Annotated in this window: 23 protein-coding genes; 2 read left to right on the top strand and 21 right to left on the bottom strand. The window is 60.5% G+C overall.

Annotated features, from left to right (window positions below):
• Nucleotides 1-36 precede the first annotated feature (36 nt).
• The 12 genes from G4D79_RS33105 to G4D79_RS33050 all read right to left on the bottom strand — a co-directional run bounded on the left by G4D79_RS33105 (nucleotide 37) and on the right by G4D79_RS33050 (nucleotide 11,666).
• Nucleotides 37-750, bottom strand: a complete 714-nt coding sequence (locus G4D79_RS33105; RefSeq protein WP_214514931.1) for a hypothetical protein — start codon at nucleotides 748-750, stop codon at nucleotides 37-39.
• Between the two features lie 733 nt (nucleotides 751-1,483).
• Nucleotides 1,484-1,762 carry a zinc-ribbon domain-containing protein gene (locus tag G4D79_RS33100; RefSeq protein ID WP_214514930.1) on the bottom strand — a complete coding sequence of 93 codons (279 nt, stop codon included), beginning with the start codon at nucleotides 1,760-1,762 and terminating at the stop codon, nucleotides 1,484-1,486.
• Between the two features lie 249 nt (nucleotides 1,763-2,011).
• Nucleotides 2,012-2,569: a hypothetical protein gene (locus G4D79_RS33095; protein WP_214514929.1), complete on the bottom strand. Its 558-nt coding sequence runs from the start codon at nucleotides 2,567-2,569 to the stop codon at nucleotides 2,012-2,014.
• Nucleotides 2,570-2,588: 19 nt separating this feature from the next.
• Nucleotides 2,589-5,174, bottom strand: coding sequence for a hypothetical protein (locus tag G4D79_RS34880; protein WP_250888149.1), 2,586 nt, complete (start codon nucleotides 5,172-5,174; stop codon nucleotides 2,589-2,591).
• Nucleotides 5,171-5,578 carry a hypothetical protein gene (locus tag G4D79_RS34875; RefSeq protein WP_250888148.1) on the bottom strand — a complete coding sequence of 136 codons (408 nt, stop codon included), beginning with the start codon at nucleotides 5,576-5,578 and terminating at the stop codon, nucleotides 5,171-5,173. The genes G4D79_RS34880 and G4D79_RS34875 overlap by 4 nt, the downstream gene beginning before the upstream one ends.
• A 118-nt stretch (nucleotides 5,579-5,696) precedes the next feature.
• Nucleotides 5,697-6,077, bottom strand: coding sequence for a hypothetical protein (locus G4D79_RS33080; RefSeq protein WP_214514928.1), 381 nt, complete (start codon nucleotides 6,075-6,077; stop codon nucleotides 5,697-5,699).
• A gap of 69 nt (nucleotides 6,078-6,146) precedes the next feature.
• Nucleotides 6,147-6,752 (bottom strand): MspA family porin, encoded by a 606-nt coding sequence (locus G4D79_RS33075; protein WP_214514996.1) that lies wholly within the window; start codon nucleotides 6,750-6,752, stop codon nucleotides 6,147-6,149.
• A 381-nt stretch (nucleotides 6,753-7,133) separates the two neighbouring features.
• Nucleotides 7,134-7,670, bottom strand: a complete 537-nt coding sequence (locus G4D79_RS33070) for a helix-turn-helix domain-containing protein (protein ID WP_214514927.1) — start codon at nucleotides 7,668-7,670, stop codon at nucleotides 7,134-7,136.
• Between the two features lie 128 nt (nucleotides 7,671-7,798).
• Nucleotides 7,799-8,707, bottom strand: a complete 909-nt coding sequence (locus G4D79_RS33065) for a hypothetical protein (protein WP_214514926.1) — start codon at nucleotides 8,705-8,707, stop codon at nucleotides 7,799-7,801.
• Between the two features lie 471 nt (nucleotides 8,708-9,178).
• Nucleotides 9,179-9,724, bottom strand: a complete 546-nt coding sequence (locus tag G4D79_RS33060; RefSeq protein ID WP_214514925.1) for a hypothetical protein — start codon at nucleotides 9,722-9,724, stop codon at nucleotides 9,179-9,181.
• Between the two features lie 46 nt (nucleotides 9,725-9,770).
• Nucleotides 9,771-11,051 (bottom strand): zinc-ribbon domain-containing protein, encoded by a 1,281-nt coding sequence (locus tag G4D79_RS33055; RefSeq protein WP_214514924.1) that lies wholly within the window; start codon nucleotides 11,049-11,051, stop codon nucleotides 9,771-9,773.
• Between the two features lie 87 nt (nucleotides 11,052-11,138).
• A complete protein-coding gene (locus G4D79_RS33050) occupies nucleotides 11,139-11,666 on the bottom strand; it encodes a hypothetical protein (RefSeq protein WP_214514923.1) in 528 nt (175 codons plus the stop codon).
• Between the two features lie 129 nt (nucleotides 11,667-11,795).
• On the opposite strand from G4D79_RS33050, the gene G4D79_RS33045 reads away from it, so the two are divergent.
• Nucleotides 11,796-12,260: a hypothetical protein gene (locus G4D79_RS33045; RefSeq protein WP_214514922.1), complete on the top strand. Its 465-nt coding sequence runs from the start codon at nucleotides 11,796-11,798 to the stop codon at nucleotides 12,258-12,260.
• A gap of 93 nt (nucleotides 12,261-12,353) precedes the next feature.
• Here G4D79_RS33045 and G4D79_RS33040 read toward each other — a convergent pair whose 3' ends face one another.
• The 6 genes from G4D79_RS33040 to G4D79_RS33015 all read right to left on the bottom strand — a co-directional run bounded on the left by G4D79_RS33040 (nucleotide 12,354) and on the right by G4D79_RS33015 (nucleotide 16,546).
• Nucleotides 12,354-12,653: a hypothetical protein gene (locus tag G4D79_RS33040; protein WP_157127682.1), complete on the bottom strand. Its 300-nt coding sequence runs from the start codon at nucleotides 12,651-12,653 to the stop codon at nucleotides 12,354-12,356.
• Nucleotides 12,654-13,148: 495 nt separating this feature from the next.
• Nucleotides 13,149-14,327, bottom strand: a complete 1,179-nt coding sequence (locus G4D79_RS33035; RefSeq protein ID WP_214514921.1) for a hypothetical protein — start codon at nucleotides 14,325-14,327, stop codon at nucleotides 13,149-13,151.
• A 40-nt stretch (nucleotides 14,328-14,367) separates the two neighbouring features.
• Entirely contained in the window at nucleotides 14,368-14,565 is a 198-nt protein-coding gene (locus G4D79_RS33030; protein WP_214514920.1) for a hypothetical protein, read from the bottom strand.
• 39 nt (nucleotides 14,566-14,604) lie between these two features.
• Complete coding sequence (locus tag G4D79_RS33025; protein ID WP_214514919.1) at nucleotides 14,605-14,802, bottom strand: hypothetical protein; 198 nt, start codon at nucleotides 14,800-14,802, stop codon at nucleotides 14,605-14,607.
• 61 nt (nucleotides 14,803-14,863) lie between these two features.
• Nucleotides 14,864-15,958 (bottom strand): hypothetical protein, encoded by a 1,095-nt coding sequence (locus G4D79_RS33020; protein ID WP_214514918.1) that lies wholly within the window; start codon nucleotides 15,956-15,958, stop codon nucleotides 14,864-14,866.
• 204 nt (nucleotides 15,959-16,162) lie between these two features.
• On the bottom strand, nucleotides 16,163-16,546 hold the full coding sequence (locus tag G4D79_RS33015; RefSeq protein WP_214514917.1) for a hypothetical protein: 384 nt from the start codon (nucleotides 16,544-16,546) through the stop codon (nucleotides 16,163-16,165).
• A 648-nt stretch (nucleotides 16,547-17,194) separates the two neighbouring features.
• Between G4D79_RS33015 and G4D79_RS33010 the strand changes: the two genes are divergently transcribed.
• A complete protein-coding gene (locus G4D79_RS33010; RefSeq protein WP_214514916.1) occupies nucleotides 17,195-20,875 on the top strand; it encodes a P-loop NTPase fold protein in 3,681 nt (1,226 codons plus the stop codon).
• Between the two features lie 119 nt (nucleotides 20,876-20,994).
• Here the strand turns inward: G4D79_RS33010 and G4D79_RS33005 are convergent, their stop codons facing one another.
• The 3 genes from G4D79_RS33005 to G4D79_RS32995 form a co-directional block, all read right to left on the bottom strand.
• Nucleotides 20,995-21,897 carry a nucleotidyl transferase AbiEii/AbiGii toxin family protein gene (locus tag G4D79_RS33005; protein ID WP_214514915.1) on the bottom strand — a complete coding sequence of 301 codons (903 nt, stop codon included), beginning with the start codon at nucleotides 21,895-21,897 and terminating at the stop codon, nucleotides 20,995-20,997.
• Entirely contained in the window at nucleotides 21,894-22,937 is a 1,044-nt protein-coding gene (locus G4D79_RS33000) for a type IV toxin-antitoxin system AbiEi family antitoxin domain-containing protein (protein WP_214514914.1), read from the bottom strand. The genes G4D79_RS33005 and G4D79_RS33000 overlap by 4 nt, the downstream gene beginning before the upstream one ends.
• 270 nt (nucleotides 22,938-23,207) lie before the next feature.
• Nucleotides 23,208-23,960, bottom strand: a complete 753-nt coding sequence (locus tag G4D79_RS32995) for a hypothetical protein (RefSeq protein ID WP_214514913.1) — start codon at nucleotides 23,958-23,960, stop codon at nucleotides 23,208-23,210.
• Nucleotides 23,961-24,006: the final 46 nt, after the last annotated feature.

The following is a 24,006-nucleotide window of genomic DNA, read 5'->3' as shown; positions in this document are numbered from 1 at the left end:
GCACGGACAGGTGCAGGCGTCATTTGCGAACCCGGTTCATGCGGTGGTGGCGATGGTGATGTTGGCATTCTGGGGGTTGTCGTAGACGTATTTGACTCGTTCATTGCGCCACTGCTCGGCCACGGCTTCAAGTTCTGTGCGAGAGCGTGGTTCGGAGAGATAGGTCAGAGTTTCTGTGATCCAGGGGAAGTAATGTCGGTGAGCTTGCCGGAGGGCGACGGTTTCGGTGCCAAATGTTCCTTGAAACGTCAATCGGGCGCGGTCGTCCGCTATGCGGTCTCTGAGGCCCTTCTGGTTCACCACGGTCGGAGTTTCATCGTTGTCGTCTGTACGGCGAGGGGAAAGGCTGCGCAGGGCAAGCTCGGTGTGGTGAATGATCGCATCGACCATCTCTCGCGCTGCGGAACGGTCGAGCCCCTCGGGCAACGTCGCCAGTAATCCTGCGGCGCGTTCCTCCAATGGCGCGAAGCTCCGGTCGCCGGTGACGTACCAGTACGTCATCGAGGCGGCGTGCTCCCATTGAACGGCGAGTTTCCGTTCCGCTCGGGGCAGATGACCGACTGCGGTGAAGAACTTCTCGTAGGTCACTTTCGCGCGTGTACGGGCCCCGTCCCATTCAGGTACATCGGGGCCGAGCGCTTCGGTGACGTCTCGCACGACAGAGAGCTGCTCACGCAAGGTCTCCGCGGTCTCCGCGACCTCGATACGTGCAGCGTGACGGCTTGCCTCGGACCGGAACATCCAGATCATGGCGACAACCTTAACGTGGGGGCGCAGGCATGTCGGTGTCGAAAGCTACTTCCCCCGATCCAGGTGCCGGCCGTGTCGATTTTCTGCGTGTATGTCAAACCTACTGGGGGCGAACTTCTTTCAGACGTCATGCTCCTCCAGAGCATTCTTGCGGAAGAGGAGGTAGCACGTGGTCGGCTCGTCGGTGCTCACCCTGTGCGCATCACCGCAGTCGCATTCGTAGAATCCGCTGACCGGCGCTTTTGTCCAGGACGATAGGCCCACTCAGCTGTGCCCATGTTCGGATTTTTCCCCGACTGTGGAGCCCTCAAAACCTCCAATGACAGGGAGTGAGTGCTTGCCGGGGCACGCACAGCCTCTCGTGCGTCGTCGAGGGTCCACGGCTCGCGCAGCAGGTATCGGCTTACCTCGGCGCGGCGGAAGTAGTGCAGCAGCTTGGGTCGTCGGCCCGGGGTTGCCGAGCTCGGTCATCGATGTAGACGTGCATCACCGAGCGTTGTCAGGGTCTTCCAGTGCGGCCTGTGGGTCGCTGTCCGAGGTCAGCGGTGGTAGTTCCGGCCATCTGTCGGGAACTGGTGGCCGGTGATTTTTGTAGGAACCTTTGCGGATGAGGTAGATGAGGAGGTAGATCGCAAACAGTATTCCTCCGAGCGTGGGGACAATCATTTCGTTCCTCTCTTCTCGTGTCCTTGCGCCCGCAAGCGACTTGTCGGGACAGTGCACCCCGCGCACGTCAGCCGAGCGTTTCGGTGTTCAAACGCTGAGCTTCGTAGTGTGCGGCGTCGGCGGCGAACCGTTCCGCATCGAGGCGAGCGAGGGCGGTGGCTTGTCCGCAGTGTGCGCAGGCCATGTAGTCCTGACCGTGTCCGAACGGGAAGACGGGAAGGAAGAACAGGGTGAACCAGGTGCGGCGGCGGTGCAGGCGTTGCGCCGCGGTAACCCTGCACAGGTGGCAGGTGAAGAACAGTGCCGCGACGAAGGTTGTTTTCGTGCGTGTTCCGAAGATGAGCATCCGTATTCTCCTCTAATGGGCATCGAGCATGCTTCGTGACAGTATTTTTCGGACCCGTCGAAGGCCGCTGCTGCTACTACCCGTGGGTCTCCTCGGCGGTGGTGACGACGTCGATGGCCGGGGGGGTCGTCTAAAACTGCGGCGGATGAGATCGACCGCGATAGAGGGGACGTCGTAGTCCACCAAAAGCCCGCACGCTTGGCCCTACACCAGGCAGACGACGCGTGCGGTCGCACTCGATGTAAGGAGTTACGTCAGGTTGATGAACACTGGAGGGTAGGTGGAGATCTGCGCGGTGATGGGGGCGCCTGCGTCGGCAGTGAACTCGAAATAGAAACTCACCGGCCAATCCTTTCTGGTCAACGCCATCTTCGTGCTCACGTCATGTCCTGTTGCATCGCACACCCGCGGGCCAGGCATTGCGTACCCGTTCGGCGCTCGAGCGATCACGAATTCGTTGACAGGATCATCCAAGCGGGCCGCGGATGTGGTTGCTGTGATCGTGATATCCAACCGGTACACGGGGAGCTCACCCACAGGTGATGTCGAGCAGGGAATCTCGGTCACCGGTTCGACCGCTGTGATCCGGTACCGAACACCATCACTTTCGAACGTCTCACCGATCTTGCCCACAGTGGCAGGGGCATCGCCGCCATCGGGTTTGAGCTCCCCCGCGCCCAAAATTATCAAGGTCCAGAAACCAGCGACGACAACGACGACAACAGCAACACCAAGCACGACGAGTAGCCGCACGAGCTTTCCGCGGCGCGGCCCGCGCGTGCGGCCGTTACCAGTTGCATTCGTCACTGCTGACTCCTCGTCATGTTCAACGCACCTGTGCAGTTCCGGTTTCGGTCACGATTCCGGTCTCGCCGTGCACCGGGTACGGCGTCGCGAATCCTGCTTCGTTTGCCGACGCCATCAAGTCTCCCACTGCCTGCACCCCGAGCCCTTTGGTTTGTGAGAGAACGCCCTCTCCGGGTACCGAATGCTCGGGCGTCACCCAGGAGTGATGGTCGAAATCGTATGCGTCGGCGATGTTGGTATTCGATCGGATCTCGATCGGAGCGACTCCGGACGCATCCGCGTCACCCACGACAACTACGGCGTTGTATTGCGCGTTGAAGTGATTGATCGATTGAACCGCATCAGGGTCCGCTGGGGACGCGGTAATTGCATTCCAGCCGCTTCGATACGGGATCGGTTGTCCGATCAGGTCGGGATTTTCCCTCGCCGCTTGCACGGCCTGCTCAACCGCCAGTTGGCGCTGAGCATTGACGAAGTCTGCCGGTGCAGTCGCGTCAGTGGGTAGGCCCGCGCCGGTTCCCGACATAATTTCGGCCACTCGCTCAGGGCTGAGCTGATAGGGGGATCCGCCGCCGTTGAAGTAGTGATCGATCATGTCCGCGGACTGGTTATTGCCGTTACTGCGCATCACACTCATCGCTGCCGTCGCGGCACCGACATAGATCCCTTGCTCTCTCCCGCTCAGCACCTGGGTCAGCCATCCGCCGTGGTTCGCAAAAGATTCGGCCAACGCCTTCTCGTCTGCTTTGGGCGGAGGAACGTAGAACGGAGATCCCAACGGTTCACTGGAGGGCGGAAAGTGCGGAATGTACCCGGTCGGGGAATGCGGTGACGTCCGCGACGTCATCGAATTCGGTGCGCCCTGATCGGAATTCGAAGCCAACGGTACGTTTCCGGTGAAACCGTCCGGGACGTCGCCGTGCGCTGCGGCAAGTTGATTGGCCGCGTGCTGCTCCGCGCTGACGGCCGGCTTCTGTGGACTCGTGCGCGGCGTCATCGAATTCGGTGCCGACCTATTCCCGCCAGAGGTGTTGCCCGAATTCGTGTTCCCACTGTTCTGCGGTTTCTGAGGCGTCGTGCGCGGCGTCATCGAATTCGGTGCGTCCGAAGTGCCGGTACCCGAGGGGGCTTCGCCGTGCGCTGCGGCGAGTTGATTGGTCGCTTGCTGCTCCGCGCTGACGGCCGGCGTTTGTGGACTCGTACGTGGTGTCATCGAGTTCGGTGCCGACGTGTCCCCACCAGAGGTGTTGCCCGAATTCGTGTTCCCACTGTTCTGCGGTTTCTGTGGACTCGTGCGCGGTGTCATCGAGTTCGGTGCCGAGGTATTCCCGCCGGACGTGTTCCCCGAATTCGTGTTCCCACTCTGCGGCTTCTGCGGACTCGTACGCGGCGTCGCGGAATTCGGCTTCGACGTGGTGTTCGAGCTCTTCGTCACCTGCTTCGAGGCCACCGAAGCTGGTGCCTTCACCTTCTTGTCCGGCGGATCAGCCAAAATCGGGTACGCCGTCGCTTCGTCGGCGTACACCTTCTGAATCAGGCGGCCGTCGCGGACTTCGTAGTCCGTCGGAACAGGGTTTCCGTTGGCGTCGTACGCCCACGGCGCTGCCACAACCGAGACCGTGTTTCCGTCCGCGTCGAAGACGGTGACGGAGCCGTCCGAATTGACATTCATGTGGCCGCCGGGCGGAACGTCGACAGGGATTTCCGCTTCGTGTGAGGATGTCGCGTCGTGGATGAGGAAGAACGTGCGGCGTCCGCCGTCTGGTTCGGTGACCGTGATCTTCGACTGGCCGCCCTTGGCGTACTGCATCAGAGGTGAGGCGAGAGTTCCGACCCCCTGGGAGAGAACCGATTCCGGTGTACGTCCATTCAGCGGTGTACGTGGGCCGAACGGTGAACGGCGACCGCGCACTCCGATCCCGCCTGCAGTGAACGCGGCGGCGCCGACCAACACGAGTTCGAGGTAACGGTCACGTCCATTATCGTCGTCGAGCCCCGAGGTCGTGGCAGCCGGTGTTGATTCCGACTGTGCGGGAACGCTATCCGGTGCCGAGGTGGGGACGGGTCCGGGGCCGCGGTCGGTGGTGGTTCCCTCACCCGGGGTGGGGTTGAGTGTGGATGTGGGTGAGGGAACCTGTGGCTTCGACGCATCAGGGAATGCGCCGGCACCGGTTTCCGAAGTCGGGGACTCGGAAGCAACAGGCGGAACCTCGATCGTCGGAACCGGGACGATGGGGGTGCCGTTGTAGGTCGGGAAATTCGTCGGAGCATTCGCACCGACATTCGGACCACCGCCCGGAGCTTGCGCACCCGGAAGCCCGACCGTGGTCGTCGGCACAGCCGTCGTGGTGGTGGGCGCCGCGGTCAGGCATGGGTTGATGTACTCGGGCGGAATCGGCGCACCGGGCGGCAGTGAGGCGATCAGATTCAGGTAGATCTGATGATCACGTGCCCGCACCGCTGCGCAGTCCTCTGCCGGCCCTGCCGAGGAGGTCGGAGCAAAGATCAGCAGCGCCAGCAATGCGATCACCATCGCCGCGAGCACCACCACGGTGGAGATCACCGTGGTCGGCGAGGTGCGGTCGAACCGGCGTGACGTCTTCACCGGCGATCACCGGCCGTGTTCGACTTCTTCCGAATCTCGGCGATGAGTGTATCTGCGCCCCACCAGAACACCCGCCCCGCGATCGACATCCACAGAAAGAATGCCAGATACACCAGAATCGTCCCGTAATCCGCCGCCCACCCCCCGAGGCGTCCGATCACCGCAAACGCCGCAATCAGTAGTGCGAGCCCGAACACGGCCGCGATCACAGCCTTCGACCTCTGACTCAGTTCACTGTCCGGGTCCCACCCCCGATCACCCGTACCGACTGCGTTGCGGGGTAGATCGTCATACACGGCTGCCGGAGCCGGAACGGTTCCCGGAGGCACGTACGGCAACGCACGCTCGGCAGTCATGTCGCGGCGGGTCGGTGAAGTCATCGGGGCGTTCGACGAGGTCGTCATCGGGGGTGAATTCCTTTCCCCGCCAACCAGAAACGCGGGACTCGAGATACCCGTCACCGACCAAGGAACGGGCGGTCACCGGGAAAAGATGCAGCAGTGCACAGGAAGCTGTAGCTGATTACCAGGGGCAGTTGATGTACGAAGTTGCTTGAGCAGCCCACGTTCCGCCCGGCGGAAGGTAGAACTGGAACGAGGTGCACCCGTTCGGATATTGGGCAGCACGGGCCGTCTGGCTTGCCAGGACATCAGCCGACGCGTCGATGACGCGCTCCCACCCCGGTACCGGGATCGTCACGTTTGCATTCGAGAGGGCGGCCACGATCCCGCTGTCTCGGGCGGCGACCGTCACGGCGTGGTTGAGGGGAACCTGCACCACCGGGGCACCCAACTCAGCCGGCGCCGCGCTCGCGGCCGGAGCGAACGCGAGCAGCATTCCCGCCGTCGCCGCCACCGCTCCTGCGGTGGTTACCGCAATCGTCTTCGCGCGTGTACTAGACATGAATGGTCTCCTATCGGAGTGTGAAAAGTGCTGCACACCAGACGATGTGCAGAGACAGACGCGGAGGAGTCAGAGCCAGGTGGGATCGGAGTACACGAACACACTGTTGTCCGACGTCGCCGTCGACACGGCGAACTGTGCGTACGAGCGGATCGTGACTGGGCCCATGCACGCATCGACCTTGACGTGCACGTTCTCCGCCGTGATCGACGCCTTCGCAGCCTCGAGGTCCTTCTTCCCCAGCGGAATTGTGGTGATCGTGCCCGGTGCGATGGTGGTCTGGATGCTCGGGTTCACCGACGCGTTCGCACCCACGTTCGCACTCGGGCCGGTGCCGGAAATGGACACACCCACCGACGGGCCGAGCGAAAAGCCCAGTCCCAGGCCGAGGCCGGAAGAGACGTCGATTTGGCAGCCGATCTGCAGCCCCTGCTCGATGTAGCCCGTTTTCACCGCAGAATTTCCGGCGCCGGTGATGGTGCCGGTGACCTTCGCCGACACGAATCCCTCGCGGGTGAATGCGGTTGTCGCCAGGTTCGGGACCGGGTTCGCCGATAGCTTGGTAGCCGCGAGGTCGAGGGTCCAGCCGTCGTCGGTGACTGTGTGCGCGAACTCGTCCGGCAGCGCCGTCGGGGTGGCGGACGCACTCCCCGCGAACGCAAGGCTGCCCACCATCAATGCCGCTGAGACCGCAGCACAAGCACCCGCAGCCTTGAACGTTCCGCGTCCTCGCACCGCCGTAGAGGGGGTGGTGCTTGTCATCGTGTCCATGCGCGAATCTCCCTCGGTGAAACAGCAGTCCAGCAACCACAGCGATTGCCGAAACTTTGCTGAATGTCTGGTCGGGACGCTACAACACCACATAGACGACCGACCAGCCCCAAAAACCGGAATCGGGTAACACCACGCCCTACTCAGGGTTACCGCAACATGAACAGAGAACGCAGACCAGGCAGTTTCATCTAAAACGTCCATGTGACGGGGCTCACGATCACAAAAGGGTGACGGCCCTAACGAATTCAGTGACGTTCCGGCAACCGGTCAGCCGAACAGGGGTTACGGGTGCCTGATCTGCGGCTGCGATACGGAATGGCGAGACCGGAAGGCCGCCTCGACGAGGCGCACGTAGGAGGGTGAATCCGCAGGAATCACCGGGCGACCTTCGGAGATGCGGAGTTTGGTAGCCAGATCGGCCAGCAGTTCCAGCGAAGGCGTGGAGAGTTCGTTCGCTGCCAGCAGCAGCGCCTTGTGCGCCGCGTCGTCCAAACCCTCTACTATCTGGGCGTCATCGACGTGAACGTCACCGCTCGCGGCGGGGGCGGTGAAGAAGTAGCCACGGGAGACACCGAAGTAGTCCGCGAGCGCGGTCACGACCTCGTCGGAGGGGCTCGCGCGGTGCCCGTGACGTAGCTGGGAGAGGTACGGCTTCGAGATCCGGCAACCGTGTTCGAGAAGGCCGCGTACAACGCCGGCGTTGGTCAGATTCGGGCCCGCATCGGCGAACAGTTCATTCAGACGAGTACGGAAAACATTCCCGCTCGCCATCTGCCCCACGGGCACCACGTCCCCCTCCCTTTCAACGACAGACGTCATATCCGCACCCTATTCGAGAGACTCCCGAAATCCTCGGAGGGGCACCATTCTGTTCCACGGGCCATCCCGCTAACGTCCCAGGATGCTGCTGATGCGTTCGAATTCGCCATCTCCAATACCCCTGCTTTTCAGATCTTTTCGATCTTCGGAAGCTCGTCGTAGGCATCGAGCTGCCCCGCGGCAATGTCGGCGACGTTGTCGAGGACCGGCTCGATGTTCTCGACTGCGGTCCGTGCTGCGGTGAGTTTCGCGACCTGCTCACGGGTGCGGCGTGTACGGCGTTCGCGTTCCTTCGTCAGCTCGGCTCGCCGTGCGGGTTCGGCAAGCTCGCGGTCGAAACTGCCGACACGGTCGGCGATGTCCACCAGTCGTTGCGTTCCTTCCCTCAATCGTTCGGTGCACGAGAGAACAGCAGCTTCAGCCGCGTCGATCTGCTCCCGGAAGTCGGGTACCGACGCCCCGGCCACCTGGTCGTACACGGCGCGCAGTTCTCCATCGAGGTGCACTCCGGCTGTGAACTGCTGCGCGAGGTTCCACAGGGCTGCGTCGACGTCGATACCGGTGAGCCACCCTTCCCGCACGGCAGCAGAGCGCCTGATCGTCTCCGCTGCGTCGAGTGCCCGTACCAGGGGCCTCGCCAGTCGTGTAGGCGCGTTGACGATCTCGCCGGCGGTCACGATGTCAGGGCCTGCAATCTTCACCTCGGCAGCACCGTCGAGTCCGTAACCGGCGAGCGTAAGGCCGAGCCCCCCGAACACCGCCCACCCACCTGCCTGCACCAGCCAGTCGGTGGGTTCGTTGTTCGTCTCATCCATCGCGGGGAAGAGAAGTTCGAGCGGGTTTGTGCCCGCTGCCAGAAAGCCCAGGGGGAGGGCGAGAAGTCCGAGTACGCATACGAACGCACCGATGGCGAGCGCGATCGTCCCGAGGGCCTTGGCCACGTAGATCCATCGGCACCAACTGCCCGGACGAGCTAGCATGACCTGCCCCGACGGTCGCGCCTTCAGCTCCTCGAGCCTTTTCTCCGGTGATGCCATGACCCCTCCTGTGCGCTCATCCAGCCGATGGCACTACCCACCCGCCGGCCTATATGTCTATAACATCGCAATTGCCCGCCGACCCTCATCGGCGAGCCTCGGGCCGCCGGATCGATACTGACCTCTCGATTCGGTGGCTCGGACCGTTGAGCAGAATGACCGACACTCCGGCACAACAGCTTTCGTACTCACTGAACTCTCAGCGCCACAAAGCTGCGACTGCCGCCCACGGCGGCTGAGGCACAGTCACCTTGACATGTCACTGAACATCAGCGCATTCCACAGAATCCATAGGTCAGTTCTACCCCGCACCCATTACATCTCCGCACACCCAAACACCCGCAAACCATCGCACCCCGACACGATCGGCCCCCAAAACGGAAAAGATGCGCCTCTCGACGCCATAGACGCAGAACGGAGCATGAATGTGGCGGAATACCGTGGTTCAGCCGTCGCCCGCCGCTTCGTATGTCAGAGCAGAAACCCACGTTCTGCATCCGCCGCAACTTTCGCCACTACACGCGGCGCCCATCGGTCATGGCCGAGCAGACTCCAGGTGGGGTCACGGTTGTCGAGCGGCGTCGCAGCCAACTGCACACGACGCACAAACCCGCCAATAGCCGGACATGACAACGCGATCCACCTCCACGAACCATCGTCGGAGCCGATACCGAGACGGCCCATGACGCCACTGGAGATCACCGACACGTCACCGTTCACTCCCGCGAGAGCCTCCGCACCGACGTTGAGAACAGCAGTCCACGACTGCACCGGAGACTTCGGTCCGCGCGGTGACGACTTCAGGCCGGATCTCGCGCGCTGCGGCTTCTCCATCGCCGCTGCCACCGACTGCGCCCACACCGCCCCGCCGGTACCGGCCGCCGGCAACGGATTCGATCGCACATGCCGGCGCATCTCCCGGCAACCGTCAACGACCTGCACCTCACCGACAGGTTGGGTCGCGAGCAGAAACTGCAACATCGACCCCACATCGCTGGTCTTACGCGCATCCGACATCACAGCGCCGACCCGACCTCATACAGATGACGCGAAATATCGCTCCTCATCGCGTCACCTTCCCTTGATCGAAAGCTCCGTGGGCCAACGGATTCGGTGTGTGCAGCGGATCCGGCCGGCCAATCAACGGGTGACCAACCAGCGGTGTCCCGACAATCGCCAGACCGTCACGATGAACGGACAGACCCGAGATCGACGCAACCAACACCACCCGCCGGTCGAAGACAAACAGAACAATCGACGACGCCACAACGTGATCGGCACGCAACTTCCACACCCCACGCGCCCGCTCCCACAACTCCTCCGGTGACAGGCCCGGCGCATACCCGACATGTACTCGCCCAAGCGGATCGCCGACGTCCGCCGACGCCGATTCCGCGAGCGTCACCCGCACCGCCCTCACGCGCTGCGGGAACTCCATCGGCCGAAAATTGCGCAGCACCTCCGCAGATGCCTTCTCCCGGTCGAACGACGCAGCATCGAACGCGGGATAGTGCCGATGCGAATAATCCACCGGCGACTCCTCCCCCGTCGACGAAAAACGTTGCTTCTCGAGGAAAAGCACACGCAGATCGACATCGACGTCCAACGCCTCGTCGCGGATATCGAACCCAGCATTCTTCAACGCCCACCCGAGTTCGAAACGCCGGTGCACTTCAGGCAGGGTCGTACGACCCGCACGCCCGAAATGCCCCGATTCCGCTGGCACGACCGACTGCATTTCGGCCTGACAACTCGCCGGCAACACCTCCAGAATGCGAAGCATGCACCCACCAAGCACAGCGGGCTGCGGCCAACTCAAGGCACGACGACCCTGCACCGAATCCACAGCGATGTACAAGCTGACCATCCGAACGAAATAGGCTTCGAACAGCGGAAACAACTGCTCCCACCACTCCACCACCTCTGATCCCCGACTGCAGAACAACGCATACAACGGACTGTCCTCGAGAACTCTCACCGCGGCAGGCCCAGCCTCGGCCTGCGCATCGAGAATCAGACGCGCGTGCTCGGTGATCTCACACTTGTCACAAGGATGCGCAAGCACACGGAAAATCGCGTTCTTACCGCCCCGAAACTTCCGATGACCACAACTGTTCACCACACACCCAGGAGCAACGCAATACAGACAGGCATAGCGGTCACCGTTCTTCCACCCCATCTCAGCGGTCCGCTGAAACGCTGACTCCAACCATTCATGGCCGGCCGGGCACAACCACCACAACATCCGGTGGGACGAATTCGTCACCGAACCAGGATCCAGCCCCACGTTCCGTGTCGGATGCAACTGCCGAAACAGCTCCGGATGATCATCTTTGATGCGCATACTCCCCCTACAAACCCTTTACTCTCTGCCATCGTGTGTCACCGCACCCGCGCACGCATACCGACGCCGCGATTCGCCTGAACTGACTCACGGACCTTCCCACTGGATTCGCACCAGCACTGGAAAGTCTGGGTCACTCTTCTGAACCTTCGATCGTAGGTAGCTCAGGCGGTGGCGACCGTCCAGGATCGTGAGGTGCCCGTCCTTGAAGAACAGCCTTGGGGGTTGCCCAGCCCACTTGCGCTTTTGCCACTCCGACTTGTTGCTGGAGTAACCGCGTTGAGGCGGGAGGTTCGCCGCGAAAATCCCAACATGCGCCTCGCCTCCTGGTATTGCCACACCGAATGCCGGGTTGGCCTCTGCAATTTCCAGTCCCCAGCGTGCGATGTCCACGATGTCTCCGTCCTCGGCAAAGAACGGCGCGAGGTGCTCCGCTACGGCAGCCTGATACGGCCCGGTCCAGAAGTGAGCCTCGTGAACCTCGGGATCTAATTCGTCTGCCCCCAAAAGGTTCTTCACCGCAGCCTGGATCCCCTTGTGCTCCTCCTTTCCCAACCCCTCGGGGTATGGCAGATCCACCACTCGAAGACTCGCGTACTTGGTGTATATCTGCATTCAGGTGCCCCCTCATCCTGGTGCGAAATCTTTCCGCACTCATCGGTTTCCGTATCATCACGCGCCAATTCGGTGACTATCGCCGGATCTCTACGCACCCCGTGGCGCTGTGTCAGCTCAGATCATCACATGTCGCGGGCCGCCATAGTCAGACCCGCGTTGTTCAATGGGGAAAGCGAGGCGCCGACCCACTACAGCGTCGACTATCGGAAAGAGGGCTGTCATGGCTGGACGATCTTCTTCTCGTCGGGAGCACGTTGGACCGCCCGTTCGTCAGTCTTTGCCCTCGCTCTGGAGGCACTGATTCCGATGATCTCGGAGCTCGAAACTCACGAGCTTGTCGTTGCCCTCAACCAGGGCAACGTCGGCATGCTCGACATCGAGGACTTGCCGCCCCGAGGAAGAACCGAGGTGTTGCAGATTCTTGCGGACGGGAGGCATTGGGAAGCGATGCAGGCGATGATCACCGGTGGCCAAGAGTGGATTGATGCCCTCGAGAAACCGATGGCGGAACTGTCAGCTCTCGCAGCTCTCGCAGCTCTCGCGATGCGAGAAGGAAGTGACGGCTCATCGGCTAGCGAAATCCGCCCCTAAGATCGCTGCCGCCGGCAGTGCCCGAAACCCGTGCACCCTTCAGCTGAAAACGTCCAAGCCTTTGACAACAAAGAAGCTTCGACGACAAACGCCTCAGCTACCCACGCCACCCAATTCGCCGCCAGAATTGGACAAACGCGAGTCGCGACGGCCACGCACATACCTCACAAGAAACCACACCCCACCCAGAACAAGGGACACGAGAACACCCGTGGAAACAAAAATGCCGAAAGCAGCTGCAAACGAAGTAGTTTCGTCGATCCAGAGTGTCGGCACAGCAGACAGCAGAATCACCACGATGGTGGCAACTGTTTGAGCTCGGGGAACACCGGCGAAGTGACCGAACACCACGAAGAAACCCGCCACAACGACTGCAGTCACCATAATCGACATCGGACCGTCACTTTCCTGTACCTACTCACCACACTCGGCCAGCAAGACTGTGGCAGGGATGATGCAAAATTGCCTGGGGAGAACAACACCGTCGACCGTGTCACTTAGCTCGCCGCAACCGAACTCGGTCGATCAGCAACCAGATCCCAAACACTGTGCAGAACAGCACAAAGGTAACACCGCTCGCGACCACAACGGCTGCGGCCGGGGACAAGTCAAGAAAGCCCGTGACAACGATCAATGCGGAAATCACCAACATGCAGAAGGGGAGACCCACCATCAAGCGCTCCATATCCGTCAAAATTCCTCACCCCTTTCGCCCGGCAAAACCAGAACACGCACGCCAATGTCAGGACACTTCCCAGATCATCGCACCTGCACATGACACCACGAACATGAAGAAAGCCACTCACCGTTCTCGGCAAGAGTCAGCGCCACCGGCAATTCCACGCCTACGGCATATGCAATTCCGCACCCAACGCCTCACATCAACACTCACGACACACCCCGCCCCATAACTTTTCGTGGCGGCCGCACCAAGAACCAGTGAGCCTTCCCAACACTGAGCGTCTGACACAAATTCAGCGGTGCGTCCTCGAAAAGAAACCGCCGAATATACTTCTCCCGCAGCCCCTCAGCCGCAAACCGTGCAACCAAAGTGACCCCATGTGTATCCACCGCACCGAGAAGGTCATCAACGAACCCGTCCGCCGCAACACCGGTCGATGCGGTACGAGGCCACCGCGAATAACCGCGAACCTCGTACACCCCCGGCACCGAGCGCCGCGGCACCACCCGCAACGAAGCGCAGCCATCCGCACTCGACAAACGCCATCCAGGAACAACGAAGTAGACAAGAAAACCCACCACGCCAAAGAGCACAGGGGCACCCAACGCCAGAGCCAGGAGCCGCCACTCACCCGTGAAGAGGTAAGCCGCAACCAATCCCACGCCAAGCAATATCAGCGCACACGACCAGGGCCGCTTCCTCCGATCGAACGGCCGCTGCACCACACCCCACGCCGACGCACACAACTCACGCCAACACGCCACCACCCGCCGGCGACCCTCCACCCGCCGATCTTCCAGATCGCCCTCGAACGCCACCCACTCCGCCGGCCGCCCCGAACGCAATTCCTGCCGTATTACGCGCGCCGCATCCGAAGGATGAAAGAGACCTGCAGCTGACCCCCCTGGTGCCACGCGGAACCACTCCACCACCCCGCGCACCCCAGCCGTATCCGCAGCAACATCATCAGCACGAAACTCACGTTGATGAAACACCGGCGTCAAAACCACCACAGTTGCCAATACCGCGCCCAGAGCTGGCCACACACCATCCGCGAACCACACCGCCGATAAAAGACCAGCACAGCACACCACCACAAGCGCAAGCGAAAACCACACGAATCGTCGATCCGCCTTGTGCCCCAGCTCGTGCGACAACAACGCAGTCGCCGCCCGCGACGAAGGATCACCACCAGCCGCAGCGATCCACTTCACCCGAATCTTCAACCGATCCGAAAACGGATGATAGGAAGCACCAGTCACCATCCCCCCATCAACGAACTCCACGCGCGGGCACGACACCCCAACCTGGGCGGACAACCCCTCCACCCGTGCACGCCACGCCGCTTCCTGCACCGTGGACAACGGTTTGACCTTCCGCATCATCTCCACCTCCTACCCGTGCCAACGCGACTTTCACGATGCCTCAAACGTCTCGGCGCCACCGTGCTCGGTCGACTGCCACCCAGATCCCGAATCCTGCGGCAAACACTGCTGCGAAACCACCGCCAGTCACCAGAAAGCTCATCCACCATGACAATTGAAGGAAGTAGCTGAGAACACTCAAACCAATCAACAGTGTCGTACAGAGTCCGGCGCACAACACGAAGCGTTCAAAATCCATTACTGCACCTCAACTGTCTCCACGCTCGATCACGCCCGGTCATTTGTCTTGCCGCCGCGGCGTTCGGTCGACGAACTCCCAGAACCCAAGCATCGCGAACGCTGTCGCGACACCCCCTCCGACGATGATCGGAACACCCATCCACCAAGACAGCTCAAAGAAACCTGAAAGGACGGTCAACCCACCGATCACCAACGCAATGAACCCTGCACTCAACACAACGCGTTCGAAAACCATCACACCACCTCTTGTTTCCACCCGGCCGGATCAAAGCGAAGGCGACAGCAGCATCCCCCGGTCAAAGCAGAGTCACCTTGTCCGACGTCTTGATCGGCGCACCGTCCGGCCCCGCGATGTACGTCGAAATCCAAATCGGGTGATGCCGCTGCTCACTCGGATACCACTGCCGCTTCCAATGACCACGAACCGTCCACCTGTGCGAGTACACCCGCGACGGCAACCCGTCATCGCCCACTGCCGGACGAGCTCCACCACGAGAACGGTACGACAGATACGTCACCAACCCCGGCTTGCGACGTCGCCCACTCAACGACGACTTCGCAGTCCGAATCGTCGACGAGTCCACCAACGCGCCCTGCCGAAGCATGTGCGTGAACGAAAGGAAAACCGACAAGATCTGCTCGGACGTCCACCCCTGATAAATACCCTTGCGGGACCAATCCGGCGCATCGTCAGGCATCCCTGGGGTGTACCCGCCGACATTCTGAAGTGTTGGCGGGGAATCACTCTCAGGGTCACTCAATTCCGCCTCGGCAAACGGCATCGGGAAGTACAAGTGCTCGCCGAACCTGTACCCCCACCCAACCTTCTTCTCCCCCTGGTTGACGATGAAATCCCGAGCGCCCGTGGTCGGCACCAATTGAACCGAAAGCAGATCATCGATGGTGTTCCACAGCAACACCAAACCACCCACCGCTTGCGTCAGATAGGCGACGCCAGATGGCGAGGGCAGATCAGCGAGTGTCACACCGACATCCGCCGAACCTTCGCTTCCCGCCAAAATCAGCGCCGTCATCTCCTCGGACGCGAAATAGGCGTGCCGATCCAAGGTCGCTCGGCTGGTGCACCGATATCCGCAGTACATGACAAGCATGTCCTCCTCATCGGCTGCTCCGTAATAGGACTTCTGAGTTCCACCCAACATGAAGTACCGCTCGGGATCCGCAGCCAACACAGCGGCTGGTTGACCGTGTAGATCGGTCCACCACTTCAACGTCGGCCCGACAACTCCCGACGCGTGGAAACTCCGCAACTCCCACACCACGAGACCCCACGGCTCCAAATACTGCACAACAGGTGTCGAAGCCTCGTCGAACGCATCCAACAACAACGGCATCTGCGACGGCTTCAACTCACCAGTCGACAACGCCATAACCGCTCGTTGCCGAACTGCAAGTCCATGCCGGAGATCATCGCCAGGCGAATGCCTCGCAGGGGCCTGCCGCACAACAGCTTTCCGTCTACTCTTCGCCTTACCCATCACTGCCCCCGTCGTTGATCTTTCTAGAAATCGAACCCGGTCACCGTCGACGACCACCGGCCAGTGGCGTTCGCCGCCCCGCACCCGCCTTCCCCCTCACACCAGCGACTTCACGGCCTGCCTCGACACAAAGATCCCCAGCCCGAGCGCACCAATCAAGCACACCACAAACAAAAGCGACAACGCCGCATCGAGGATCGACAGCCCCGTATCAACACGATCGAACGCCCGGAACCCGAAAACCAACGCACCCACCAACCCAGCCCCCGACACCACCGCAGGCGCAACGACCGACCCCACCGATACGCCATACCCACCTCGCCGGCGAATCTCCTGAGCCACCGCCCGCACACCCAACACCACAACCGCGAACACAAACACCGACGCTAACGCGATGTAACCGACAGCCTCCTCCGGCCCTCTAGTAGCGGCATCCATTTCCTCCACGATCGACTGAGCGAAAACTGTTGCAAAAACCATGGTGCACAACCCCCAATTACTGGTCCAAGAATGGACGGAACGAATACCCGACAGAGCGAAACAATCGGACAACAAAACCCAGTATGCATGAAGACACCGGAAAGGGGGCCACGGAACCGCGCACCTGATTAACTGCGGTAGAAACGCCGGTTGAAACTTCAATCTGGTCCAGCTTCCGCTACTGACCTGCTACGACATGACGAACAAACCAACCATCCAGTCAAGAGTAAGAAAGACCGACAAGTCCAAAACAATTCCACAATCCGACAGAACAGAAGACTTCGACGAATACCGACAATGCCATCAGCACCCATTCATACGACCACAAGGCGCTAACACGACACCACACTTCGAACGAAACCAACCAATTCTCGCTATCAAAACTTAAAGAGACCCAATTCCCTGAAAGGCGTCAACCAGGAAACACGCAAAGTTATCCCCAACGAAACACGGCCATCCACAGGTCAGGTTGCGGACCACACCACAACCCCCAACCGACGACACACGTCACGCCCGACCGCGCGCAAACCGTCCTTGCCGCCCCCACAACATCCGCATTAACTATCCCCACACCACCCACCCCGACCGCGTGCTCGCTACAGTCCCGCACAAGATGAACCGGCCAGAGTCTCGGAAGGGGCGCCACACATGCACGATGAATCTTCAACGGCCGCTACGCAGGGAGCCGGCACCCAACCCAATTCCTCGTCGGTGCCGCTCACATCTCTGGCTTCCATCTATGTGCAAACCCAGCACAAGCCCTATCTGAACAGACTCGAAGCCGCCATCAAAGACTCGAAAAACCTGAACATCGCTCTCACCGGACGCTACGGGTCCGGAAAATCAAGCGTCCTCGACAAATTCGAAGCAGACAACCAGTCCACGACGCTACGTCTCGCCATCTCCACGCTCGGCCCGAACGACGAGGCAACGTCGCCTACCAACCGAATACAGAAAGAACTCGTCAAACAACTCGTCTACAGCGCCTCCCCCAAAACCCTGCGACATTCACGCTTCCGCCGCAGCATCACACTCACATGGCAACGGGCGCTCGGTGAGGTCACGATAGCGACACTCCTCCTCGGCGCCTTTCTGATACTGCTCGGTTGGCTGCCGCCCGTCACCGGAACCAGCGACACCCATTCACTACTTGTCCGCGTACTTGTATGGGTGATCCTCGCAGCACTGGTCATCGGCACCGGCACCGTTCTTCGTCTGCTCACCCACGAGAAATTTGTGGTCGCCGATGTATCCGCCGGCGGCGCCACAGTCACCCTCTCCGAACGCACCCCCACATACTTCGACGAATACCTCGACGACATCGTCAATTACTTCGACACCGAAAACACCGACATCGTGATCTTCGAAGACCTCGACCGCTTCGACGACCCACACATCTTCGAAGCACTACGCGAACTCAACACCCTGCTCAACAACACGAAAGCAAGAACCAAACCCCTCCGGTTCGTGTACGCCGTGCGCGACAGCCTCTTCGAAAAACTCGGTACCGACGTCCCGCCACCCACAGACGACGAAGCCGCCAGCGAGACAGTGCGCGCCAACCGCACAAAATTCTTCGACATCGTCATCCCGATGGTGCCGTTCATCTCTCACCGCAACGCCCGCGACCTCCTCGTCGACCTCCTCAACGAAGCAAAAATCACCGGAATCGAACGCCCACTCCTAAACATCGTCGCCCAACACTCCACAGACATGCGATTGCTCCGCAACATGCGCAACGAATACCTCATGTTCGCCGAAAGACTCCTCGAAACCGACAAAGTCGCCCCCGGATTGACACCGAGCAACCTGTTCGCATTGGTCGCCTACAAGAACTTCCACCTCGGAGACTTCGAAAACATCTCACGGCGCACAAGTAACCTCGACACTCTCTACGACTACCGCCGACGGCTCGTACGAGACTCGATCGCGAACCTCGAACACCGACGACGAGACCTCGTCTCCGGGCGTGAATGTTTACGTACGAGAGCACCATTGGCTCAAAAACTAGGCGAACAGCTGCGTGCATTCACCAGCCTTCTCAAATCGGCTTCGCAGTACTCTGGTTGGCCAACAACGCATTACAAAGTCGGTGACCACGAATTCACACCAGAACAGATAGGAACCTACGAATTCTGGCAGAGAACGGAATATGCGGCTGAACTACAAATCTTGGTTTCCTCAGGCGGCTCCAAGGGCCGACTGGCTTCAATCACCAACGACCAACTCAGACGTCTCTTACCAGAAGGTTTCGAATCGGGCACCTGGGACGACATCGACGAAACGGAAACCCGAGCCGAACTCACCAGAATCGACACCGCCATCACCTTCCTACGGTCCGCAGACTTCGCTGACCTCGCAGAAAAGCCCGAATACACCTACCCCAACCCCACCCACACAACGCCCTTCCGCAGCACCAACCCCGAAACACCCTCAGATAATCGAACATTCACTGAACTGATCGACAGCACCATCACATCGCAGCTAGCACGAGAACTGATCAAACGCCGCTACCTCGACCGCAACTTTGCGCTCTACGCCGCCCAGTTCTACGGAAACTTCACAGGCACCGACGTAGCGAACTTCATCGTCCAACACGTTCAAACAGAGACAATGGAAATCGGATACCGCCTTGACCGCGATGGAGCAGTCGCCAACCTTCTCGACGAGACCGACGACAACTTCCCCGACACGGTAGTCGCATACAACACCGATATCGTCAACTATCTCCTCGCCACCGAGGATCCCCGCGCAGTCAATATCGTCAACCGGCTTGCGACCACATTCGACGACGACGCACGGACCTTCCTGTCGTCGTACTTCACGACCGGCACCGAGCGTGAAAAACTGGCAGCCGCACTCGCACACCATCGCTGGCGTCACATTCTCGAGTACCTCTCCACCGAGGACGCGATCCCTGACGACGTCCGCCACGTACTCGTCGACGCGGCCCTCGCAGCAGTCGACACCCAACAGGTTTACGACCTCCCCATCGAGTTCAACACCTACCTCGTCGACAACTACAGCCGAATGCCAGCCTTCACACGGCCACAGGAACACAACGTCATCGGGAAGGTCGTCACGATACTCGAACGCGCGCACACCCACTTACCGGAACTCGACATCCTCGATGCGGACACCCGCGAAGTGATCGTGAACCGAAGTCTCTACGAACTCACCGCACAAAACCTACGTACCGCCACCCACGCAACAAACGACATCAGCTTCGAGCGCATTCTTCCCCACCCCGCCGTCTACGCCTACTGCATCAACCGCCCAGACGCATACCTCGCCATCATCGACAATGACGCCGCGACACCATCAACGATCACCGGCCCCCACACACTCGAGCAGGTACTCACCGACATCGCCGACCTATGGTCCGACGAACACCTCACCAGAGTCCTTGCCGGTGCCGCACCTACCAGCATGCTCGAGGACCTGAACGAAGCTCCAACCTCCACCTGGACAGCCCTCGCAGACGCCAAACTCTTCCATCCATCCTTCGCCAACATCGTCAACTACATCGACACGATCGGCGCCATCGACGATGCACTCGCAGGGCTCCTCGAACACGTCGGCACAATCGACATCACCGATAATCCGGCCGACCCGACTGACCGAACACCGCTCGCGATGACAATCCTCAACGCCCACACCATCTTGGCACCAACCACCCGCATCGGACTCGTTCTCAGCCTCGACGCAGACCTACCGCTCACCATCACACAAATCGCTCCCGAACCCACCACCCTCCTCGCTCAACTCATCGAACACGGCCTCGTCCCCGACGACTACCATTCCTTCGCCCACTTCCACCAGGCAGGATGGCCGGCGATCAAACACGCCATCGCCACATCAGCTGAGATCACCAGCTTCCTCACCCCATCGCTTCTCACCGGAATGGTCACCGACGCTCTACGGGACGCACCCACCGCCAACAAAATCGGCCACATGATCCTCGCCGGCATCGACAACTACATACCCGACGATGATCTCGAATCTCTCACAGCAGCTGCAGAATTGGCCGACATCGAACAATTCGGCCTAACCCCCGCCGCCGTACTTCGAATCGCTACTGCTACTTCGAACACAAAACGCTCACTCCGCTTACTCCGCAATTCCCAACCACCTGCAACAGCCGATCAAATCGTCGCCGTATTCTCAGTCCTCGACGAAAATTACAAACAGATATCTCAACCCGGAGCAGAATTCACCGTCCCCAACGGCACACTCCACGAAGCGTTACTCACCACGCTGCAAAACCACAACGTATGCACATACCGAAAGAAACGAGGCCACAACCTCTACATAGTGAACGTCAAATGAGACGACTCCCGCACTACCAGAACACTATTCGATCCAATCCGCGCAAATGCTCTGATTGCGTCGCAGCACACACGTCGCGCACGCAAGTACGTCTCGCCGACACCGACTGCTGCACGACACTATCCACCCCACACAGCGGCATCCGGGTCCCAAAACCCGAGGACAACCTGATTCGACAAAATCGGATCAAGACAGCGCCCTGCCACCACCAACGCCGAATCCAGAGTCAACGCCCCACCAGGCAACCCCGAGACCGTCCGAGCGATCGCTTCGTAACCGGCAGACCACCCCACCGAAGGCACCGACATAGCGGCCGGCAACACCAATCCACGACGTTCAGACTCCTGAGATAGACCACGCGCCAACACATCCGCCGGGAAACGCCACGCAGAAATGATCAGTACCAGATCCACCAAATCGTGATACCGCGTCGACGGACCTCCATCCCGCCCGTACCGCCCATACATTGCACACACCTTGTCGGCGATCTGCGCAGGCAACGGATACAGCGCAAACTCCGGCATCGCAGCCAAACCCTCCATCGCCACAATCGGTCTCGGGGACTGATAATCGACGTCACCGACCGCAACGAGCTCAGTGGAAAGGTCTATCGGAAAACTGAAGAGGTACAGCGCGTCGTAATAGACCTCAACCTTCAGTTTCGCGCCATCGACGCCACCAGTCATCGCGACAGGCTCATCGCGGATCACGAAGCTAAGTGGATCAAGTTCACTCAAATCGGCCGCCGCCCGAAGATCTTCGACTGCCTCCTCCAGGCCCGCCGCAGTATGCAGAAGGTCGATATCCTGGCTGTACCGTGCATCTGGGAGCCGCACCAACAGCGACGCCCCACCTTTGAGCAACCACCGCCCCTCCGGCTGTGAGAAGATCCGCGCCAAGAACCGCTGGAGATAGAACTCCCGCCGCAAATGCTCGAACGGGCGCCCCCGAAGTGTGGACTCCTTCTTCAGCCGGTCCGTCAGCGACCGCTTGAACGCCGCAGCTCCTCGACTTCGCGTCACTGCGCGCGCCGCTGGCTGTCGGCGATTTTCCGAGCAGCCTCGACCACGGGCAGATCCACAGCAGCTGCCGCATCCCGAAGAGTCTGCATCGCAGGAGAATTCATCAGGGCCGCCGCATCCCAAATGCTCTGCATCGCCTCAGAATTGACCAGCGCAGCATCCCGAAAGCTCTGCATGGCAGGAGAATGGATCCACCCCTCCGCATCCCGAACACTGTGCATCGCCGGAGAATTGACCAGCGCCAGCGAGTCCCGAAAACTTTGCAGCGCCGGAGAATTCATCAGAGCCACTGTATCTCGCAGACTTTGCAGCGCCGGAATATCCATGAACGCGGAGTTCGGGAGATCGAGCACCCCTTGACTAGCCAGACGCTGCCCCAGCGCACGCGTGGAGTGAGGAATCCCAGCTTCCTCGAGGAAGCGACTCAGAAGAGCTTCGCCATCGCCCAGACGAACCCCGTACATATGCGCAAACGGCCGCAGCGCCTCACTCACACTCTCCGAATCCACACGATTGGTGACAACAGCGTCACGAACAATGCCCGCCAGATGCCCACCGTCAAGATGCCCCGCGGCGAGATCGACGATCGTCATCAGCACCGTCGTAACCGGCAGCCCATCCTCGAGCGTCCACGCATCCGGCTCATAGGACGCAACGCGATATCGAACATCGGAAAGACGAGACTGCCGCCGCTTCGACGTCGCGAACTCCATCACATCCGCATCCACGTCACCAAGGCCGTGAAGCCACGCAGCAGACCTGTGCGTCACCACAGCCGGAGACCCCTCACGCAGCCTCTCACCAGCAGTGGCACCGGGCTCGATCATCATCCACGCAGCCCGCAGTCGCTCGGACGGAACACTCGGCGCCCCACCGATCCGATAGACACCATGGCGGATCCGCTCCACCGTTCCAGCCTTAGCCATGCGGGCAATCTGCTGCGCAGAGAACCCCAGCTCCTTTGCTTGCGCCATGGTGAACAGACCCCACTGCTCCGACGACAGGTCAGCAAGGTCGAGGATCCGGGAATCGCTGGACATATGCACCACTATATCAGCGTAAATATCCACCAGTCTGCAAAAGTTACATCCCAGGTTGTAACTATTGCAGCATGCTGCGGAGAATGGTCACATCACCAGAATCCGTACCGAACCACATACCTGGCGCGAACCAACACGCCGGCCGACGGATCCCACCACGCACCCTCAACCTTCGCCAGACCCTTTCTCTCCACACGGAACATCCAGCCACAATCGTTCAACCACCGTCACACCCCCCGATTGCCGAGATGGACAGAGCAAGGATCGGGACTACTTGATGCAACTGGCATCGCCAGGTGCGCCCTCGGAGAGTGACCACCACAACGAGGCTTTGTACAGCTTCGCAGACCCTCGGCTCAGTATCCACACAACAGAATCATCGAAAGCGTCGGCCAATGCCGACGTCAGGTAAACCTTCTCGTCCTTGTCCCCGGCAGCGGCCGGCGCGATGTCCACTCCGTCTGTGACACCGACACGGAAGTAGCCGCTCGTCTGCTTGTTCGCAAGGTCGAAGGGTTCGGGAAGGTCCTGCCCGTCGCGCTCGACGTAGTGCGTCTGCGAGATCAAACCCCCGTCTTGGCCGACCACTGCGACGTCCATCTGAGCGTCGGGAGTGCCAAGATTCGTTCTACCCGTAGGCATTATGACGCCCACCGTCTTGTCCTGATACTGGACAAGACCGCCATACGGACTGGGGAAAGATGCGTTGACCGAGTTTCCGCCGAAGCCGTCGACGTCTTGCGGATCGGCGATCCCCGCGAGCTGAGGCGGCAGATCGAATTCGTCGGTCAACCGCAAGAAGTAGTTGGGTGCCTCGCCGCGCGTCCACCCGGCCTTCGCCGCGTCGGTGTTCACGACCGACTTGCAGCGCCATCCGCCCTCGTCGGAACCGGCGGTGTTCGTCGAGCCTTCGGCGCTTGCGGCACCAGTACCCGCTTCCGAGGCTTCCCCTGGGCTGCTGGTGCAACTCGTGGCAAGTGCTGCCGCACAACATAGTAGTGAGATTGCGAACTTCTTCTTCACGTGTTCCCCCTGGTTCGTAGATCAGGAACCTTACCGGCGGTCATCA

The organism is Rhodococcus sp. WY5 (assembly GCF_018588185.1).
GTDB classification, from domain to species: Bacteria; Actinomycetota; Actinomycetes; order Mycobacteriales; family Mycobacteriaceae; genus Rhodococcus_F; species Rhodococcus_F qingshengii.
This window is presented reverse-complemented; position numbering and strand designations above follow the sequence as displayed.